Source organism: Amycolatopsis lurida, from assembly GCF_900105055.1.
Taxonomy (GTDB): domain Bacteria; phylum Actinomycetota; class Actinomycetes; order Mycobacteriales; family Pseudonocardiaceae; genus Amycolatopsis; species Amycolatopsis lurida.
The window spans coordinates 615,661-634,724 of the sequence record NZ_FNTA01000003.1; the positions used below are offsets into that span (position 1 = coordinate 615,661).

Below are 19,064 nucleotides of genomic sequence, written 5' to 3' on the forward strand. Positions count from 1 at the left end.
CGCGCGGGCGAGCGACGTCAGAGGGTTAGTCACGGACAGATCTTGCCAGGCTCACCCCGAACCGCGATTCCGAGTCCGTCCACCATTTCTCCACCGAGAAACCGGCGTCGGCCAGTTCCGCGGCGATCCCCTCCCGCCGGAACTTCGCGGAGATCTCGGTGCGCACGTATTCTCCCTCGGCGAACTTCACCTGCAGGCCGGCGCCCGGGATGTCGACGGTCTGCGGCTCGCGGGCGCGCAGGCGCATTTCGATCCATTCGTTCTCCTCGTCCCAATACGAGACGTGGTCGAACGCGGCCGGGTCGAAGTTCGCGCCGAGACCGTTGTTGATCACGCGGAGCATGTTGCGGTTGAACTCGGCGGTGACCCCCGCCGCGTCGTCATACGCGCGTTCCAGGGTTTCCCGGTCCTTCACCAGATCTGTCCCGAGAAGGAACCACTCCCCCTCGTCGAGCACTTCGCGGACCGAACGCAGAAAGGTGGCGCGGTCGGCGGGGAGGAAATTGCCGATCGTGCCGCCGAGGAAGACCACGAGCCGTGGCCGGTCGCCCGGCAGCAGATCGAGATGCCGGGTGAAGTCGCCGACCACACCCCGGACCTCGAGGGACGGGTAGTCGGCCGTGATGGCTTCCGCGGCTTCGGCGAGCGCGGTCTCGGAGACGTCGAGCGGGACGAACTCCTTCAACGTGCCATGGCTCGTGAGCGCGTCGAGGAGGAGCCTCGTCTTTTCACTCGATCCGGAACCGAGTTCGACGAGGGTGTGCGCGCCCGAACTTTCGGCTATCTCGCCACCGCGCGCGGCGAGGACTTCCCGCTCGCTCCGGGTCGGATAGTACTCAGGGAGGGCGGTGATCTTCTCGAACAGTTCGCTGCCGCGTGCGTCGTAGAACCATTTGGGCGACAACCACTTCTGGTCCGCCTCCAGGCCGGCGCGGACATCCGCGCGCAGCTGTTCGGTGATATCCGATTCGCTGTGGTGTACGTCGAGGTCGACTTCGGTCATCGTGCCTCAGGGCTCCGATCGGCTTCGAGGGGAAGGATTTCCACGCCCGCGCCGGTGACCCGGACGGCGTGGCGGTCGGGAACGGGAGTCCAGCCGGGATCGTCGTCGCACGGTTCCGACGCGACGAGCACACCGTCTCCGATGTCCCGATAGGACAGGGAATGCGTCCACGCGGTACCGATGAGCGTCCGGCCGTCGGTCAGCAGGAGATTGAGCCGCGAACCCGGCCCCGCCTCCTCGACCACTCCGGTGAGCCACGTGACGGCCGCGAGCGGGTCTTCGCCCGCCTCCAGCCGCTCACTCAGCAACGCCCACAGCAGTACCGAATCCGTGGTCGCTTCCAACGTCAGCAGCCGGGTGATCGGCAGTTTCGCGGCGAGCTCGGACATCGAGTCCGGCCAGCCCCGCACCAGCCCGTTGTGGCTGAAGAGATAACCACCGCCGGTGAACGGCGCGTTCGCCGCCTCGACCACGGGCATCCCCGTCGTGCCGTTCCGGACCGCCGCCAGGAAGGCGTGCGACCGGACCGATCCGGCCAGTGCGGGCAGATCCCCGTCCGTCCACAAAGGAGCGGACCTGCGCAGCCGCAGCGGTCCGGCGCCGTCGGCGTACCAGCCGAGGCCATACCCGTCGGCGTTGACCGAACCGCCGCCCCGCATGTCACGGGGGGCGTAGGACTGCACGAGCAGCGAATGAGGGGCGTGAAAGAGCATCTCGGCGGGCGAACGCGGCTCGCCGAGATACGCGAGGTGACGGCACATGCCCCTCAGGCCACCTCGCTCGGACGGGCGTCCCGGGCGCAGCGGAACCCGGAGAAGATCTGCCGCCGGATCGGGTGATCCCAGTTGCGGAACGTGCCGCGGATCGCCGCCGCGTCCGTCCCGAACGAGCCACCACGCAGGATCCGGTAGTCCCCGCCGAAGAACACCTCCGAATACTCCTTGTAGGGGAACGCGGCGAATCCCGGATACGCTTCGAAGCCGCTGCTGGTCCACTCCCACACGTCGCCGATCAACTGGTGCACGCCCAGTGGCGAGGCACCCGCCGGGTACGCGCCGACCTCCGCGGGCCGCAGATGCCGCTGCCCGAGGTTCGCGTGGTCGGGAGTGGGTTCCTCGTCGCCCCAGGGGAACCGGCGCGACCGGCCGGTGGCCGGGTCGAAGCGGGCGGCCTTCTCCCACTCCGGTTCCGTCGGCAGGCGGCGGCCTGCCCAGGCGGCGTACGCCTCGGCCTCGTGGAAAGAGACGTGGACGACGGGTTCCGCGGCGGGCACCTTCTCGTAGACGCCGAACCGCGTCCGCCACCAGCCGTCCTGCTCTCGTTTCCAGAAGCGCGGCGCCTGGATGCCGTGCTCGCTCCGGTACGCCCAGCCACGCTCGCTCCACCACCGCGGGTCTTGGTAACCCCCGGAGTCGAGGAACTGCGCGTACGCCCCGCAGGTGACCGGTGCGGTGTCGATGAAGAACGCCTCCACCGCGACCTCGTGTGCCGGACGCTCGTTGTCCAGCGCCCACGGCTCGGCGGAGGTGCCCATGGTGAAGACGCCGCCGGGTACGAACACCTCCGCGGGCAGTGGCCCGGACCGCGACGGCGGCGGCGCGGGCGCGTGCAGCACCGGATCACCCTTGCGGAGCTGATGAGTGGCCAGCATCGTCTCGTCGTGCTGCTGCTCGTGCTGGGTGATCATGCCGAAGGCGAAGGCGTCTTCGGTGAGCCGCCTGCCTTGCAGCGGAACGGTTTCCAGGATGTCGAAGGATTTCTCCCTGACCTCGCGGACGTATCTGCGCGCCTCCTCCGGGCCCAGCAGCGGCAGCGCCGGACGATCCGCGCGGGCGTGCTGGAACGCGTCGTAGATGTCGTCGATGTCGGGCCGGAGTGCCTCCCGGCCGCCCACGTCGCGCACCAGCCAGAGCTCTTCCTGGCTGCCGATGTGCGCCAGGTCCCAGACCAGTGGCGACATCAGTTTCGAATGCTGGCGGACCAGGTCTTCGTCGTCCACGTCCGTCAGCGCGACACTGCGCTCGCGGGCCCTGGTGAGCGCCTCGGCCGCGTGCGCCCGCAGGTCTTGCGGGCTCAGCGCGCGAAGCGGGTTGGTCTCGGTACTTTCCACGCTCATGACTGGTGGCTCCTCGAACCGTGCACGAGGGACTGCACGCCCTCGCTGATCTCCGTGATGGTCTCCGGCGGCAGACCGGTGGTGCCGAGTTCGGCACAGCCGAGGTCCACCACCTTGCTCGCGACGGTGGCGATCGCCGGATCGGCCAGGCCGTACCGGGCCGCGCGCTCCCAGCCGCCCGTGACCGGTTCGCACAGTTCGAGCACCTTGTCCACTGTGGACCGCCGGGCGAGCAGTGCGGCCAGCAGGGCGACCGGGTGCCGCCACTTGGCGGCGGGCTGGGCGTCCAGGTACCGGATCTCCAGATAGCCCTGTGGACGGACCGGGGTGAAGAACGTCGTCAGGTGATAGGCCAGGTCTTCTTCGGTCGGCCTGTCGAGCCCGGCGGCCTCGCCCCGCCCGTCGATCCAGTCGGCGAAGGTCAGGGAATCGGGCGCGTCCCAGCGGTCGTCACGGCCGGGAAGGACCATCAACGGCGTGTCCAGGATCCTGCGTGCCCACTCCCCCGCCGGATCCTTGCCCGGTTCCGCCGACCGGGTGCGGACCCGTTCCGTCTCCATCACGGCCAGCCAGCGCGCGGACGCGTGGCCGGTGTCACGTCCGGCGTGGACCCGGGAGTTGGCGAAAGTGGCCAGCAGGGGCGGACCGAGCGCGTGGACCGCGGCCCAGCGGTCGGCCAGGTCGCCCGCCTCACCGGTGTCCACACAGACCTGCAGGCCGGCGGTGCTGCACATCATGGTCGCGCCCCCGGAGCCCATCGGCGCGAAGCGGCGTTCCATCGCGGCGTAGCGCGGTGTGCCCAGTTTGCGGGCGGGGGCGCGATACCGGTCTATCCCGGAGTCCCCCAGGTACAGGCCTTGTGCGGCGAGAAGATTTTCGAGGTGGGCCAGATCGGCCGAGACGACGGCGTCCAGATGGCGCAGCGTGGTCTGTGGTTGAGCGGAGATCTCCACCTGGCATCCGGGCTCGAGGCTCAGCGGTGAACCTGCCGGAAGCGGGAGGGCGGGGCTGTCGGGGCGCAGGGTCCGCGGCGTGTGCGGGCCGAGCGCGGTGGCGAGATCGTCGGGATCGAGAGGCCGGGCGGGCTCGTCGGCGTAGTGCACGGTGAATTCCAGCTCTACGCCGAGGAGTCTCGGTGGCCCGTGCTTGAAGCACACGGAAGCCACATACGCCTCGCCCTCGGCGCGGTCCGAGAGGACCTTCGCCGTCGCGTTCGACGCGCTCCCGGACTTCTCGGGGAAATCATGAACAGTAGTCATCTTTCCGCCGTCCAGTCGGTTGTCCGATAACTGAGATACCTTGACTTCGGACGCTACACGCGGGGTCCGACAAATTCAGGCCGGTTCTTGCGGGGCAGGATCACCCGACCACCTCTTAGGACCGGACGATTCAGGGCAAAGCGGGCTCCGTCCCCAGCCCCAGCGCGGCGGCCGCATTGCGGACCGCCTCGATCACCAGCTGCAGGGCCGACCGTCGTGACGAGGTCGTCCGATAGGCGATCGAAACCGTCCGGAGCAACGGTGTGGTCAACGCGACGACGTCGATCCCCGGTGGCCGGAGGCCGAGCCCGAGATCCGAAACGAGGGTCACCCCGAGCCCCGCCCGGACCATCGCCATCGCCGTCGATTGCTCCTCCACCTCGTGGTTGATCTTCGGCTCGAACCCGTGACGATGACATGCCGTGCGCACCGCGCGGCCGAAGTGACTCTTCGGGCTGGCGAGGATCCATGGGTGCTCGGCCAGTTCGAGCAGCGACGCGCTCCCCGCGGGGACGGCGCCGGCCGGCACCGCGGCGTGCAGCCGTTCGACCGCGATCACCGCGCGTTCCAGACCGGCGTCCCACGGCATCGGCGCGTCGGAGTAGTCGATCACGAACGACAGATCCAGTTCGCCGTCCCGGACGGCGTCGGCCGTGTCCTCGGGGGCGAGCTCCCGGGTCCGGACCTGGATCCCCGGATGTTCACCCGCCAGTGCGGCCAGCGCGTGCGGAAGCAGCCCCGAAGCGACCGACGCCCAGACCCCGGCCATGAGCCGTACCGAAACGGTCTCCTGCGCCTCCTCCAAGGCCAGCGTCGCCCGCTCGACGGACCCCAGGATCTCCTCGGCGTGCTCGGTCAGCAACAGCCCCAGTTCGGTCAGCTGCACCCGTCTGCCGAAGCGTTCGAACAGCTTCGCGCCCACGTCTCGCTCCAGTTGCGCCAGCTGCTGCGATACCGCCGAAGCGGTGTAATGCAGCGAAGCGGCGGCCGCTGTGACCGTGCCGCGCCGGCTCAACTCGCGGAGCATCCTCAGGCGGTGCAACGAAAGCTCCATGACCCCAACGTAATCGGGTGCGGTCGTGGACGCCGGATGGCGCGTTACACCAGTTTCTCTGCACGACATCGTTCAGATTCGGTAAATGGACGCCCGTGCCCGGCAGGGCGCACCCTCGGAAGCGGCGCAGGACGACCCCGAATCCCGAAGGAGGTGGCCGCATGGCCGCGAGGAACGCCGAACCGCTGATGAGGCTGATCTGGACCGACCCCGTCACCGGTGCCACCGGCTACCTCGTAGTGCACAGCCTGGTCTCCGGCATCGCGACCGGCGGGACCCGGATGCGCGCGGGCTGCACGATGTCGGAGGTCGAGGACCTGGCGAGGGGGATGGCGAACAAGACCGCGACCTTCGGCCTGCCGGTCGGCGGGGCCAAGGGCGGCATCGACTTCGACCCGAAGGACGAGCGCGCTTTCGGTGTGCTGGAACGGTTCTGCGCGTTCTTGCGGCCGTGGATCGACAACCACTGGGTGACCGCCGAAGACCTCGGCGTCCCCCAGCACCTGATCGACGAGGTGTTCGCGAAGCTCGGGCTGGAGCAGTCGTATCACGCGGCGATCCGCCGTTCGGCCGACCCGGCGCGCACCCTTCGCCGCGTGCAGGCCGGATTGAGCACCCCCGTCCCCGGCGGGCTCCTGCTCGGCGACGTGATCGGCGGCTACGGAGTCGCGCAGGCCTGCCTCGGTGTCGCCGACGCCTGGGAATGGGCGGCCGAGAAGACCACGGTCGCCATCCAGGGCATCGGCACCATGGGCGGCGGCGCAGCCTGGTACCTGCACGAAGCCGGCATGAAGGTCGTCGCGGTCGCCGACGCGGCCGGGACGCTGTACCGGCCCGAAGGTCTCGACATCCCGGCGCTGCTGGAGCTGCGGGACTCCTACGGTGAAATCGACCGTGGCCGGCTCCCCGCCGACGTCCGGCTGCTCCCGCGCGACGAGATCGTGGCGACGGACGCCGACATCCTCGTCCCGGCGGCGATCTCCTACGCGCTGCGCGCCGGGAACCAGGGCGCGGTCAAGGCGAAGGTCGTCATCGAAGCCGCCAACGCGGCGACCACCCCCGACGCCGAAGCCGGATTGGCGGCCCGTGGCATTCCGGTGATCCCGGACTTCGTCGCGAACGCGGGCGCGGCCGCCTGGGCCTGGTGGCTCCTGCTCGGCGAGGTCGGCGCCGATCCGGCCGATTCGTTCCTGCGCCTGCGGACCGAGATGCGGGCGAAGGTGGCGCTGCTGCTGAGTTCGTGGAACCTCGACCGGATCGCCCCGCGCACCACCGGCCTGCGACTCGCCGAAACCACCCATTCGGACGCCGCCACTGCACCTGAACCCGCCCCCGCCCTGGTCATCCCCTGAGATTGCGCGTGAAGGCCCCCTTCCCTCGGCTGAGCCGAGGGAAGGGGGCCTCACGCGCGATCCTTCGCTCAGGACGCGAAGCGGTCCGTCGCGCCGATGAGGACTTCGCGCATCGGCTCGTCCTGGGTGCTGTGGCCGACCTCGTCGATGATCACCAGCTCGCTGCCGGGCCACGCGTGGGCCAGTTCCCACGGGGTGCCGATGAGGTTGCCCAGGTCGAGGCTTCCTTCCGCGAGCACGGCCGGGATGTGGGCCAGCTTTCCGGCCTCCCGAAGGACCACGCCTTCGTCCAAAAAGGACCCCTGGCTCCAGTAATGCGTCACCAGCCTGGCGAAGGCGAGCCGGAACTCCGGCGCCTCGAAGCTCTTGTAGGGCGGGGAAGTCGGGACGATCGCGTCCTCCCAGGCGCACCAATCCGCCGCGGCCTTCTCGTGCACCGCCGGATCCGGGTCCATCAGCAACTTCAGATAGGCCGCCGCCAGGTCGCCATCGCGATCCTCTTCGGGAACACCGTCACGGAACTTCGCCCACGCCTCGGGGAAGACACCGCCGAGGCCGCGGGTGAGCAGATCGGTCTCGCTCCGGCGGCCGGTGGCCAAGCCCATCAGGACCATCTCCGAGACCCGGTCCGGATGCCGCTCGGCGTACACCAGCGCGAGCACCGAACCCCAGGAGCCGCCGAAGAGCAGCCATTTCTCGATGCCCAGATGCTCGCGAAGCAGTTCCATGTCGGCGAGCAGATGGTCGGTGGTGTTGGCGGAGAGGTCGGCCTCGGGTTCGCCCGCGTGCGGGGTGCTCCGGCCGCAGCCGCGCTGGTCGAACAGCACGACCTGGTACTTGGCCGGGTCGAAGTACCGGCGCAGCCCGGTACTGCACCCGGTCCCCGGGCCGCCGTGCAGCGTGACGGCTGGTTTGCCGTCGGGGTTCCCGCAGACCTCCCAGTACACGAGGTGCCCGTCGCCGACGTCGAGCATCCCGTGGTCGTACGGTTCGATTTCCGGATACAGCCGTGTCACGTTCTCGTCCTCCAGACCCCGCCAGAAATACAACAGCACTGTCACAATAGCCGGGAGGGGTTCCGGGGCGCGCGTGCTTTTAAGTACGTGAAGGCCCCCTTCACTGCGTCTAGCGCAGTGAAGGGGGCCTTCACGTACTTGTCTGTGGCTAGCCTGGCAGGGTCCCGGCGACATGCCGGAGCGCGTCGGCAAGCTCCGTCGGACCGGCGGGTCCGATGTGGACCACCGCGTCGTTGCCGTGCCCGGTCGTGTAGCTGAGGTACCGGCCCCAGTCCGTGTCGGCGAAGTGGAGCGGATCCTCGACGGCCACGTGCCTGCCGATTTCGTCCCGCTTGCCGACGTAGAGCTCACCGCTCCCCTCGACCGGCCGCTGCACGAGGCTGACGATGTCGGCGATCACCGGCGGCAGCGAATGCGTGTCCGGGCCGCGCCGGGCCGCCTCTTCGAGCTCGTACGCGCGGACCGTCCGAAGCCTGCCGCCGCCCGCCGGGACGGGCGGCAACTGTTCGATCAGCGTTTCCGGCAGCCGCCGCCGATCGATCTCCTGGAGCCCGACCCAGTCGCCGGACGCCACGGCCAGCACCGCCTGCAGTCCCAGCGACGCGGCGAGGACGCCGTAGGTCTCGCCTCCGGCGTTCACCCAGCCGTAGTACTCGATGGCCGGTTTGGTGAGCACCGGAAGCCAGTCCAAGAAGTCGACCGACGCGCGGCCGCTCGAGTCCAGCAGCCCGGCTTGCGCCAACGCCGCTTCCACTCGCTTGTCCGCCTCCGCGCGGGCCGTCCTGGACAGCCAGCGCGGTTCGGGACGCAACGTGATGTGCAGGTCGCCGACGCGTTCGCGTTCGGCGAGTACCGCCAGTGCTTCGACCGGGACGTCCACCCGGCCCGTTCTCACGGTCATCCGCTACTCGCCGATGACCGGCGGACTGGTCCGCTGGTCGGTGCCGAAGATCGCGTCGGGGTCGGCCTCGATCAGGTAGTCGGGACGCTGGTGCTCGTCGTCCTCGTCACCATCGGCACGCCTGCCGCCTGCCCCCATCGGGCCGCCCATCGCGCCGGCACCGCCGCGGCCGCCGCCACCACGTCCACCGGCCAGGTCTCCGCCGCCCAGGCCGCCGAGCCCGCCCATGCCGGAACCCCGGCCCGCGCCCAGACCGCCGGAACCGGGTCCACCGGGACCGCCGGCGCGGCCACCGGTGCCGCCCTCGCCGCCGAGAAGCCTTCCCGCCGCGCTGTTGGGGCCGGGAACGTTGCGTCCGCTGGTGCCCCCGGGCGGGTTCTGGCCGGTGCCTCCGCCGGGGTTGTAGTTCTGGCCCGGCCCGTTCGGGAGGCCGATGACGTTGTCCGAGTCACCAGGCCCGCGTCCGGGGGTCCTGCCCGGGATCTCGGTCGTCGGGCCCGGCTTGCCCTTGCCGCCGCCGGTCGGGCGCGTGGTGTCGTCGTCCCCGGTGCCCGGCGGCTTCCGCGTCGGCGTCGTGATGTTGCCGTCGGGCTTGTCCCTCGGGGGCACCGGACGGTCCTCGTTGGTACCCGGCCTGTTCTGGTTCTGGTTCTGGTCGCCGCCCGGCCTGTTCTGGTTCTGGTTGGTGCCGTTGTCGTCCGTGCCGCTGGTGTCGGTGCCGTCGTTGTCGTCACCGCCGCCGTTCTTGCCGGGCTTCACCGGGATGTACGGCGGGATCACGACCGGGGGCGTGACGCCGGGGGTCTTGACGCTGACGTTCGCACCGTCGTTCTTCAGCACGCCGTAATCGGTCGGCAGGCTGGAGCTGGTGCTGCTGGTGACCGAGTCGTACTGGTCCATCACGCGGACGTTGTTCTGGTTCGCCGCCTCGTGCTTCGCGACGCCTTCTTGGTAGTTCTTGATGTCGTTGTTGACCATGAACGGCCCGGCGATCGGGATCGCGCCCTTCAAGCCGGTGGTCCAGGGGTTGGGCTTGTCCGGCTTCGGCGGCACGGGGACGACGGTCTGCCCGGAATCATCGAAGCTGTCAGCCTGCATGGTGACCGAGGCCTTCGTGGTGAACAGCGGTTCCGCGGTCTCTTTGAAGGCCTGCTCGAGCGGGCCCGCGCCGGCGTTGGCCGCGTCCGCGGCGGACCCGGTCCAAGAGGACGCCATCCGCGACTGCAGGGACTTGATGCCCATGCCGCGCTCGACATAGGCGTCCGAGAGTTCGGCGATGCGATCGGCCGCCGAACGCAGGTTACGGGTGTCGCCCTTGGTGAAGTTCTCGTAGATCTGTTTGCCGTCCACCCTCATGCCCCCTTGAGTGTCTTGATCACGGCCGACGCGAATTTCTGCGCGGTCCCACACGAATCCTGTTCGTTGTCGTAACCCTTGGCGAGGGTGCTGATCGCCAGATCGTCGGCGACGCCGACCGCGAGGTCACAAGTGCCGCCGGCACGCCTGTCCTGGATTCCGTAGTAGACGGTCGGATAGCCGTCGACCTCGGGGCCGGGCTCCAGGAACCTCAGTTGCCCGGCTTCCTTGGCCTTGTGCAGACCGGCCAGACCACCCATGCCTTTTTCGCGGTTTCCGCTACCGAGGATGATCTGCAGACTGTCGGCCTTACCGCGGATCCCCCAGCTGCAACTGGGGTTACCGGTCTCGCTCCCCGGTTCGCCGGGCTCCGTGAACCCCAGTTCCGCGGCCGCGGCGGCCGGAAGCAGCTTGCACGCGTCACCGACGTACGCCGAGGCATCCAGCGGATCGGCCACCTTCGGGACGTTCGGATCCTCCGGCGCGGCCGACGAGGCCGGCGGCGAAGCCGATCCGGTGCTGGGCGACGGTGTCCCAGGGTTCTCCCCCGAGCAACCCGCGACCGCGACGGAAACGAGCACGAGCGTCGCTGCGGCGACGCGATTCCTCAACACGTTCGGCATCCTCAGGTCGCGCGCAGGGTGTTGGCCTGGTCGGTCGCCATGGTCTTCGTGCGGGCGATCTCCAGCTTCTCGATGTAGCCCTCGATGTACACCTTCATGGAGTCGTTCTGCTTCTGCAGGGACAACAAGGAGTCGACACCGGAGTTCACATAGCTGGTGCTGGCCTCGTCTTGGCCCGGGGGCATCAGATCGGCGAGAATCTCGTCGATCTTGTCGCCGTCTTTGACGACCTTCTCCAGCTCGTCTTCCCACAGCCCGATGACGGTCTTCAACTCCTCGGGGCTCATCTCGAACCCGCCGCCGCCACCGCCGCCACCGCCGTAAACGGTCGGCTCCTTCGGCGTGGTCAGGTCACCCCAGACGGCCTTGATCGCGCTCGCGGCGTCGCCGATGATGTTCACGCCCGCACCTTCCCCTCAGCATTCACGCACCGTGACGGACAAAGCGTAGCCAAGCGGCGGACGGCGTGTCAGCCGATCCGGCCGAGAAGTCCGACGTGTCGCGAGGCCGTTCGGTTCCCGCGCCGGCCGATCATCCCGCGAACCGGTCACAGTACGTACGTACGGATTGCATTGAGCGGGTCCTCGGTGACAGGATTCCAGGATGCCACGGGTCAGCCAGGATCACCTCGACGCACGCCGGCGCCAGATCCTCGACGGCTCTCGCGTGTGCTTCGCACGCTATGGCTACGAGGGTGCCACCGTCCGGCGGCTGGAGGAAGCCACCGGTCTTTCCCGTGGTGCGATCTTCCACCATTTCCGGGACAAGGAGTCACTCTTCCTGGCCTTGGCCGAGGACGACGCGGTGCGCATGGCCGACGTCGTCGCCGAGCAGGGTCTCGTCCAGGTGATGCGTGAGCTGCTGACGAACCGCAGCGAGCACCCCGCCGACTGGCTCGGCACGCGGCTGGAGGTCTCCCGGCGGCTGCGCACCGACCCCGAGTTCCGCGCCCGCTGGGCCGAGCGGTCCCATCAGCTGACCGCCGCGACCCGCCGCCGTCTGCTGCGTCAGCGCGACGCCGGGATCCTGCGTGACGACGTCGACGTCGACGTTCTGACCGCGTACCTCGAGCTCGTTCTCGAAGGTCTCGTCTCGCACCTCGCGATGGGCCAGCCGGGTGACGATCTCGGCCCCGTCCTCGACCTGGTCGAGGAGAGCGTGCGGCGGCACCGGGCCCACGCGACCGGGGGAACGCGTTAAGATTGTCCTATCGTCGCAGTACAGCGGCGGTATCTGTTGGTTTCCGATCGAGGAGTGACTCTTTTCGTGCGCGACGCGCAGTCACCTGGTGACAGTATCGAGCCGGGTGGCACACCCGGCTGTTCCGCGGCTCTTCCCGCCGACCCCGCCGGCAGGAAATGATGGAAATCCTGCTCGCCGTTCTCGGCATTCTCCTGTTCCTCCTGCTGACCGTCGGCACCGGCCTCGCCGTCGCCGCCGAGTTCTCGCTCACCGCGCTCGAGCGCAGCACGGTCGACGCGAACGTCCGCCAGGTCGGCGACAAGCGGGCGCACACCGTGCAGAAGGCGCACCGCACGCTCTCGTTCCAGCTTTCCGGCGCACAGGTGGCGATCACCATCACCACCCTGATCACCGGTTATCTCGCGGAGCCGGTGATCGGTGACCTGCTCCACCCGCTGTTCACCGCCGCCGGGTTCTCCGAAGGCGTGGCGGACGGCGTGTCGCTCGCGGTCGCGCTGATCGTGGCCACGTCGCTGTCGATGATCCTCGGCGAAATGATGCCGAAGAACCTCGCGATCGCCCGGCCGCTGCAGACCGCGCGCGCCGTCGCCGGGTACCACTCGCGGTTCTCGTCGCTGTTCCGCTGGCTCATCACCTTGATGAACAACAGCGCCAACTTCCTCGTCCGCAAGTTCGGCGTCGAGCCGCAGGAGGAACTGCGGTCGGCCCGGTCGCCGCAGGAACTCGGCTCGATCGTGCGGTCCAGCGCGGAAAGTGGCACGCTCGACACATCGACAGCCGAGCTGCTGGACAAGTCGCTGCGTTTCGGCGAGCGGACGGCCGACGAGCTGATGACGCCCCGCGTCCAGCTCGAATCGCTGACCGTGGACGACACCATCGCCGACCTCATCGAGATCTCCCGCCGCACCGGCTTTTCGCGCTTTCCCGTCTACACCGAGGATCTCGATGACGTACAGGGCGCGGTGCACATCAAGCAGGCGTTCACCGTTCCGGCCGCGCAGCGCGCCACGGTCCGGATCGGTTCGGTCATGCGGCCGATCCCGACGGTGCCCGAATCCCTGCCGGGTGACTCGCTGCTCAACCGGCTGCGTGATTCCCGGTTCCAGCTCGCGATCGTCGTCGACGAGTACGGCGGCACCGCGGGGCTGGTGACCCTGGAGGACGTGGTCGAGGAGATCATCGGCGACGTCCGCGACGAGCACGACGAGCGGGAAGCGCCGTCCTCTCAGCAGGTCGGTGCCGACAACTGGCTCGTGTCCGGGCAGCTTCGCGCCGACGAGGTCACCGACGAGACCGGGTTCCGGATGCCCGACGGCGACTACGAGACCATCGCCGGGCTGATCCTCGAGCGGCTCGGCCGGATCCCCTCCCCCGGCGACGCCACCGATCTCGACGCCTGGCGGCTCACGGTGACCAAAATGGACCGCCTCCGCATCGCCGAGGTCGAAGTCCGCCGGGTCAGCGAGACCGCCACGGCCGCCGAGCAGGAGCCCGCACGATGAACGACTGGTTCAACATCTTCCTCGTCGTGGTCCTGCTGCTGGCCAACGCGTTCTTCGTCGGCGCCGAGTTCGCGCTCATCTCGTCGCGGCGCGACCGGCTGGAAGCCTTGCTGGAGCAGGGAAAGACCCGCGCCAGGATCGTCATCAACGCGAGCAAGAACGTCTCGCTCATGTTGGCGGGCGCACAGCTCGGCATCACGATCTGCTCGTTGCTGCTGGGACGGCTCGGTGAGCCCGCCGTGGCGCACCAGCTGGCCGGGTTCTTCGAGCTGTTCGGGATTCCCCAGGTCCTCCTGCACCCGATCTCGTTCGCGATCGCGCTGGCGTTCATCACCATCCTGCACGTCCTCATCGGCGAGATGGTGCCGAAGAACCTCGCGATCGCCGAACCGGAGCGGCTGGCGCTGTGGCTGGTCCCGGTGCACGTGGCGTGGGTGAAGCTCGCCAACCCGTTCATCTGGCTGCTGAACTTCGTGGCGAACTCCCTGCTGCGGGTGTTCAAGGTGGAGCCGAAGGACGAACTCGAAACCGCTTACACCTCCGACGAACTCGCGGAACTGCTCAGTGAGTCGCGGCGCGAAGGGCTGCTGGAGCACTCCGAGCACCAGCGGCTGAGTAAGACCCTGTCCTCGGTGGAGAAGACGGTGGCCGACGTCCTGGTCCCGACCGCTCAGCTGACCACGCTGCCCTGCTCGCCCACGCTGGGCGACGTCGAGCGGGCGGTGTCCTCGACCGGGTTCTCCCGCTTCCCGGTGTGCACCGACGACGGGACACTGACCGGCTACATCCACGTCAAGGACATCCTCGACCTCGTGGGCGAGGACCCGACCACCGTGGTGCCGGCGGACAAGACGCGGACGCTCACCGAACTGCACGCCGACGCCCGGCTCGACGAGGCGTTGTCGGCGATGCGTAAGGAAGGCAGCCACCTGGCGCGGGCGTTGAGTCCGGCGGGGACCGCGGTCGGCGTCGTCGCGCTGGAGGACCTCGTCGAGGAATACGTGGGTACCGTCCGCGACGGTACCCACGTCATGTCATGACCGGCCCGATCGTCCTCCCCGAGCCCGTCTGGCGGGCCCGGGAGGACGAGCACGTCACGCGGATGCGGCGCTGGACGACACCGCACCAGCGCCGCCGCTCGCGGGGCGAGAAGCATCCGGTGCTCGATTTCCTCTTCACCTATTACTCGCACCGGCCCGGGCATCTCGAACGCTGGCAGCCGGGCCCAGGGGTGGTGCTCGAAGGTGCGTCCGCCCGGCGGTTCCTGGAGCGGAAGGGTTACCTGGCGACGCCGGACGGCGTCATGCTCGATCCGGCGGGCTTCTCCGAGTGCCGGGCCAAGACCGCGGAATTCGTTCTCGGGCTGCTTTCCGCGACCGCGTCCCGCTCTCCGAGACTCAGTTGTTTCGGATTGCATGAATGGGCAATGGTTTACCGGGAATCGGCGGATGACGTTCGTCACTCACAACTTCCGCTCCGGCTCGGTTCGGCCGGCACCGACGGCGTGGTCGAGTCGCTGGAGATCCGGTGCGGGCACTACGACGCGTTCCGGTTCTTCACCGAGCCCGCCCGGCCTCGCAACACGCTGCGGCCGGCGCGAGAGAACCAGACCGAGTTCGAGCAGCCGGGCTGCCTGCACGCCAACATGGATCTCTTCAAGTGGGCGTACAAACTCGACCCGTTCGTGCCCTCCGAGCTGGTCGGGGACTGCTTCGAGCTGGCGGCGGACATCCGGGAACTGGACATGCGGGCGAGCCCGTACGATCTGGCGGAGTTCGGATACTCGCCCGTCCGGATCGAGAGCCCGGAAGGCCGGGCCGAGTACGCCCGGGCGCAGGCCGCTTTCGCCCGCCGGGCGGCGCCGCTGCGTGAGCACCTGATAGCGCATTGCCAACGGCTCCTCGCCGAGTTAAAGAGAGTGCCCGCGACACGCGGAAAACAACTGTGAGTCGTCGCATTCCCCGTAACATCCTCCCCTGTTAGAGTGATAACGGTTTGATTGCATACGCAGCGCGAGCGCGCACGTTTCGAAAGGACAACGATGGGGCGACACAGCGTGGCCGAGGAGCCGGTGCCGCATCCCCTCGATCCGCCGAAGCGGCCTCAGGGTCGCGGTGAGGCGACCGGTTCACACCGGATCGTCGGGAAGAAGGCCCCGCGGCGCCGGATCGCCAAGTGGCCGATCGCCTGCCTGGTCCTCGTGGTCCTGGTCGCGATCGGTGTCTTCGGCTGGAACTGGGCCGACGGTGAGCTCAACACCCGTGCCGAAGCCCAGGCCAAGGCGTGCAGCGCCGGCGACACCCCGATGCGGATCATCGTCACTCCCAGCATCGAAAAGCCCGTGCGAGCGGCGGCCGAGCGGTGGAACAACGCCGCGACCGTGGTCCGCGACCACTGCGTGGTCATCCAGGTCGACGCGCTGTCCTCCGCTTCCGTGCTCGACGGCCTCGTCGGCCGGACCAACCTGGACTCCATCGGCGGCCTCCCCGCCGCCTGGATCCCCGAGTCCACCTACTGGGTGACCGAGCTGAACACCGCCAAGCCCGAGTTGGTCGGTTCCCCCGCCCAGTCGGTCGCGACGGCACGTTCGGCCGACTACCCGCTCGTCGGGCTGGCCGGCAAGACCATCGACGAGGTCCAGATGCGCGCCTCGCAGACCTTCCGTCAGTACCTTCAGCAGCCCGCCCAGCAGGCCGACTTCGCGGCCGCGGGCATCAAGGCCACCTGAGGCCTCGGATCTACGGGAAAGGCCCCTTCACCGCTCGGGAAGGGGCCTTTCCCGTACCTCGCGACTCTCGTGAGCGATAAGGACGGTTAGGGCCAACCGCGCTCAGGACTTGGCCGCGGCCTATTCGTGAAGGACTCCCTAAGGGACCCAGGGTCCCCCAATGTTCCGCTCATCCGCCCGGGACGCGGCGACCCCGCCAGCCGCAAGAAGGACTCCAGCCAGCCGCGCACTGGAGTTTCGCGGTCGTGGGAATGACGTGAAGGAGCCGCCCGCTCATCCCCGTGTCTCGTGAGTGGTGAGGACGGTTAGAACCGTCCTCACCACTCACGAGCCGAAGGTGTCCGGGTCCGGGCCGGTGCGGGTGCCGTCGTCGAACTCGGCGAGGGCCGCGAGATCGTCTTCGGCCAGTTCGAAGTCGAATACGTCGAAATTCTCGCGAATCCGGGACGGGGTCACGGATTTCGGGATGGCGACCGTGCCGAGCTGCAGATGCCAGCGCAGCACCAGCTGCGCGGGGCTCTTGCCGTATTTGGCGGCGAGGGCACTCAGCGTCGGGTCCGAGAGCAGCGATCCCTGCGCGAGCGGGCTCCACGCCTCGGTGACGATGCCGTGCTCCGCGTGGAACTCCCGCAGCGCCTTCTGCTGCAGCCGCGGGTGCAGTTCGACCTGGTTGACCGCGGGCACGATCCCGGTCTCGTCGAACAGCCGCCGCAGATGCGGGACGTGGAAGTTCGACACCCCGATGGCGCGCGCCCGGCCGTCCGCGTAGAGCTTTTCCAGGGCCCGCCAGGTTTCGACGTACTTCCCGCGGGCAGGCATCGGCCAGTGGATCAGGTACAGGTCCACGCGGTCCAGGCCCAGTTCCGCGATGCTCGCGTCGAACGCGCGGAGCGCCTCGTCGTAACCGTGGCCCGGATTCGGCAGCTTCGTGGTGAGGAACAGTTCGTCGCGGGGTACTCCCGCCGACCGGATCGCCTCGCCGACACCGGCTTCGTTCCCGTACGACGCGGCGGTGTCGATGCTGCGGTATCCGGCCTCGATGGCGGTCCGGACGACCTTGGCCGTGTCGCCCGCGGGGACCTGCCAGACGCCGAAACCGAGTTGGGGGATGGCTACCTCGTTGTTCAGGACGACGGAAGGCACGGCCATGGAAGCGGAATCCTCACTGGAGTCTGTGGCGGGACTTCTTGCCCGGCATCATTCCACCCCGCGCGCCGCGTACGCGCGCAGATATTCCGCCGTGTCCGCGTCCGCCGGGAAGAAGGACTCGATCACCAGCTCGGCGACCGTGACGTCCAGGGGCGTCCCGAAGGTGGAGACCGTGCTGAAGAACGTGAGTTCGGCGTCCTCGTGCCGCAGCTTCAGCGGGACGAAGATGTCACCTGGTCCGGGGACCTCCACCTCGGGGACGGGGTCCGCACACGGATAGGAGACCAGTTCCTCCAGGAGTTCGGTCAGCGCCGGGTCGGCTGTCTGGGTCACCTGCCGCCGCAGCCTGCCGAGCAGATGGGCGCGCCACTCCCCCAGGTTCACCACGTGCGGCGCCATCCCCTCCGGATGCAGTGTCACCCGCAGGACGTTGACCGGTGGCGTCATCAAGGCGGGCGAGACCAGGCCGGTCATGATCGAGATGCTCGCGTTGGCGTCGACCAGGTTCCACCAGCGGTCGGCGACGGCGGCCGGGTACGGCTCGTGGCTGGTCATCAGCTGCCGGACCGCCTTGCGGACCGCCGCCATTTCCGGGGCACCGAGGCCGCTTTCGGCGTACGCGGGCGCGTAACCCGCCGCCAGTAGCAGCTGATTTCGTTCCCTCAAGGGCACCTCCAGGTGCTCGCCGAGCCGCAGCACCATGTCGCGGCTGGGCTTGGACCGGCCGGTCTCCACGAAGCTCAGATGCCGGGTGGAGATGTCCGCCGAGATGGCGAGGTCCAGCTGGCTGATCCGGCGGCGGTCGCGCCATTCGCGGAGGAGCTCGCCGACGGGGCGGCCCGCGGTCACTGTGGTCGTCACGATCACGAACCTACGCACCGCGGATGTCGCGCCGCCATTACCTCCCGCGTAATCGACGGGCCCCGCTTCAGCCGACAGAGTCGCGGCATCGGTTACCCCACAGGAAAACGAGGAGACACCATGTCGGACATCCAGCGCGTCGCCGAGCAGTACATCGCCGTGTGGAACGAGACCGACGCGGACAAGCGCCGCGCGCTCATCGCCGAAGTGTTCACCGAGGACGCCGCTTACACCGACCCGCTCGGCGCGGTCACCGGCCACGACGGTGTCGACGGCTTCATCGCCGGCGCGCAGGCGCAGTTCGCCGGTCTGAAGTTCAGCCTGCCGTCCGCCCCTGACGCGCACCACGACATCGCGCGGTTCCAGTGGTACCTCGGCCCGGAGGGCGCGGAAGAGCCGCTGGCGATCGGCTTCGACGTCATCACCGTCGAGGACGGGCGGATCAAGCAGGTGCTGGGCTTTCTCGACAAGATGCCCGGCTGATCCTCAGGCGAAGGCCTCCGGTGGCGGGCAGGAGCAGACGAGGTTACGGTCGCCCGCGGCCCCGTCGATCCGCCGCACCGGGGGCCAGATCTTCGACGCGGTGAACCCGGCCGGGAAGACCGCGATCTCCCTGCTGTACGGCCGATCCCACTCGCCCGCGAGACAGCGCGCGGTGTGCGGGGCGTTGCGCAGCGGGCTCTCGGCCACCGGCCACTCCCCCGCCGCGACCTTCTCGATCTCGGCGCGGATCGCGATCATGGCGTCGCAGAATCGGTCGAGTTCGCCGAGATCCTCGCTCTCGGTGGGCTCGACCATGAGCGTCCCCGCGACCGGGAAGGACATCGTCGGCGCGTGCAGCCCGTAGTCGGCCAGCCGCTTGGCCACGTCGTCGACCGTGACGCCGGTCCGCTTGGTGATCGCGCGGAGATCGAGGATGCACTCGTGCGCCACGAGTCCCT

At 68.8% G+C, this 19,064-nt stretch carries 19 protein-coding genes and 1 pseudogene; 7 read left to right on the forward strand and 13 right to left on the reverse strand.

What is annotated here, in order from left to right:
- Nucleotides 1-25: 25 nt before the first annotated feature.
- From egtD to BLW75_RS05265, 5 genes are all read right to left on the reverse strand, one after another.
- Nucleotides 26-1,003 (reverse strand): L-histidine N(alpha)-methyltransferase, encoded by a 978-nt coding sequence (gene egtD, locus BLW75_RS05245; protein WP_034306507.1) that lies wholly within the window; start codon nt 1,001-1,003, stop codon nt 26-28.
- On the reverse strand, nt 1,000-1,764 hold the full coding sequence (gene egtC / locus BLW75_RS05250) for an ergothioneine biosynthesis protein EgtC (protein WP_034306505.1): 765 nt from the start codon (nt 1,762-1,764) through the stop codon (nt 1,000-1,002). The genes egtD and egtC overlap by 4 nt, the downstream gene beginning before the upstream one ends.
- A 5-nt stretch (nt 1,765-1,769) precedes the next feature.
- Complete coding sequence (gene egtB, locus BLW75_RS05255; RefSeq protein WP_034306502.1) at nt 1,770-3,119, reverse strand: ergothioneine biosynthesis protein EgtB; 1,350 nt, start codon at nt 3,117-3,119, stop codon at nt 1,770-1,772.
- Nucleotides 3,116-4,378: a glutamate-cysteine ligase family protein gene (locus BLW75_RS05260; protein ID WP_034306500.1), complete on the reverse strand. Its 1,263-nt coding sequence runs from the start codon at nt 4,376-4,378 to the stop codon at nt 3,116-3,118. Before BLW75_RS05260 ends, egtB begins: the two co-directional genes overlap by 4 nt.
- Before the next feature lie 130 nt (nt 4,379-4,508).
- Nucleotides 4,509-5,432, reverse strand: a complete 924-nt coding sequence (locus BLW75_RS05265) for a LysR family transcriptional regulator (protein WP_034306498.1) — start codon at nt 5,430-5,432, stop codon at nt 4,509-4,511.
- Nucleotides 5,433-5,593: 161 nt separating this feature from the next.
- Here BLW75_RS05265 and BLW75_RS05270 point away from each other — a divergent pair, with 161 nt between their 5' ends.
- Nucleotides 5,594-6,784, forward strand: coding sequence for a Glu/Leu/Phe/Val family dehydrogenase (locus BLW75_RS05270; RefSeq protein ID WP_034306495.1), 1,191 nt, complete (start codon nt 5,594-5,596; stop codon nt 6,782-6,784).
- A gap of 68 nt (nt 6,785-6,852) precedes the next feature.
- Here BLW75_RS05270 and pip read toward each other — a convergent pair whose 3' ends face one another.
- The 5 genes from pip to BLW75_RS05295 all read right to left on the reverse strand — a co-directional run bounded on the left by pip (nt 6,853) and on the right by BLW75_RS05295 (nt 11,081).
- Nucleotides 6,853-7,800, reverse strand: a complete 948-nt coding sequence (gene pip, locus BLW75_RS05275; protein WP_198935662.1) for a prolyl aminopeptidase — start codon at nt 7,798-7,800, stop codon at nt 6,853-6,855.
- 148 nt (nt 7,801-7,948) lie between these two features.
- On the reverse strand, nt 7,949-8,680 hold the full coding sequence (locus BLW75_RS05280) for an ESX secretion-associated protein EspG (RefSeq protein WP_091596898.1): 732 nt from the start codon (nt 8,678-8,680) through the stop codon (nt 7,949-7,951).
- A gap of 24 nt (nt 8,681-8,704) precedes the next feature.
- On the reverse strand, nt 8,705-10,057 hold the full coding sequence (locus BLW75_RS05285) for a hypothetical protein (RefSeq protein WP_091596817.1): 1,353 nt from the start codon (nt 10,055-10,057) through the stop codon (nt 8,705-8,707).
- Nucleotides 10,054-10,680 (reverse strand): DUF3558 domain-containing protein, encoded by a 627-nt coding sequence (locus tag BLW75_RS05290; protein ID WP_034306488.1) that lies wholly within the window; start codon nt 10,678-10,680, stop codon nt 10,054-10,056. The genes BLW75_RS05285 and BLW75_RS05290 overlap by 4 nt, the downstream gene beginning before the upstream one ends.
- A gap of 2 nt (nt 10,681-10,682) precedes the next feature.
- On the reverse strand, nt 10,683-11,081 hold the full coding sequence (locus BLW75_RS05295; RefSeq protein WP_034306486.1) for a hypothetical protein: 399 nt from the start codon (nt 11,079-11,081) through the stop codon (nt 10,683-10,685).
- 202 nt (nt 11,082-11,283) lie between these two features.
- Between BLW75_RS05295 and BLW75_RS05300 the strand changes: the two genes are divergently transcribed.
- The 5 genes from BLW75_RS05300 to BLW75_RS05320 all read left to right on the forward strand — a co-directional run bounded on the left by BLW75_RS05300 (nt 11,284) and on the right by BLW75_RS05320 (nt 16,113).
- Nucleotides 11,284-11,880, forward strand: coding sequence for a TetR/AcrR family transcriptional regulator (locus BLW75_RS05300; protein ID WP_034306484.1), 597 nt, complete (start codon nt 11,284-11,286; stop codon nt 11,878-11,880).
- A 158-nt stretch (nt 11,881-12,038) separates the two neighbouring features.
- Entirely contained in the window at nt 12,039-13,385 is a 1,347-nt protein-coding gene (locus BLW75_RS05305) for a hemolysin family protein (protein ID WP_034306481.1), read from the forward strand.
- Nucleotides 13,382-14,425: a hemolysin family protein gene (locus tag BLW75_RS05310; RefSeq protein WP_034306479.1), complete on the forward strand. Its 1,044-nt coding sequence runs from the start codon at nt 13,382-13,384 to the stop codon at nt 14,423-14,425. Before BLW75_RS05305 ends, BLW75_RS05310 begins: the two co-directional genes overlap by 4 nt.
- Complete coding sequence (locus BLW75_RS05315) at nt 14,422-15,333, forward strand: 3-methyladenine DNA glycosylase (protein ID WP_034306477.1); 912 nt, start codon at nt 14,422-14,424, stop codon at nt 15,331-15,333. The genes BLW75_RS05310 and BLW75_RS05315 overlap by 4 nt, the downstream gene beginning before the upstream one ends.
- A 93-nt stretch (nt 15,334-15,426) precedes the next feature.
- A complete protein-coding gene (locus BLW75_RS05320; protein WP_241783302.1) occupies nt 15,427-16,113 on the forward strand; it encodes a hypothetical protein in 687 nt (228 codons plus the stop codon).
- A 324-nt stretch (nt 16,114-16,437) separates the two neighbouring features.
- Here BLW75_RS05320 and BLW75_RS05325 read toward each other — a convergent pair whose 3' ends face one another.
- Both BLW75_RS05325 and BLW75_RS05330 read right to left on the reverse strand, forming a co-directional pair.
- A complete protein-coding gene (locus tag BLW75_RS05325) occupies nt 16,438-17,262 on the reverse strand; it encodes an aldo/keto reductase (protein WP_034306473.1) in 825 nt (274 codons plus the stop codon).
- Between the two features lie 48 nt (nt 17,263-17,310).
- Nucleotides 17,311-18,129 carry a helix-turn-helix domain-containing protein gene (locus BLW75_RS05330; protein WP_034306470.1) on the reverse strand — a complete coding sequence of 273 codons (819 nt, stop codon included), beginning with the start codon at nt 18,127-18,129 and terminating at the stop codon, nt 17,311-17,313.
- Nucleotides 18,130-18,243: 114 nt separating this feature from the next.
- On the opposite strand from BLW75_RS05330, the gene BLW75_RS05335 reads away from it, so the two are divergent.
- Nucleotides 18,244-18,606 (forward strand): nuclear transport factor 2 family protein, encoded by a 363-nt coding sequence (locus BLW75_RS05335; RefSeq protein ID WP_034306467.1) that lies wholly within the window; start codon nt 18,244-18,246, stop codon nt 18,604-18,606.
- Nucleotides 18,607-18,609: 3 nt separating this feature from the next.
- Here BLW75_RS05335 and BLW75_RS05340 read toward each other — a convergent pair.
- A pseudogene (locus BLW75_RS05340) lies at nt 18,610-19,064 on the reverse strand (glycine dehydrogenase (aminomethyl-transferring)); the annotation flags it as partial.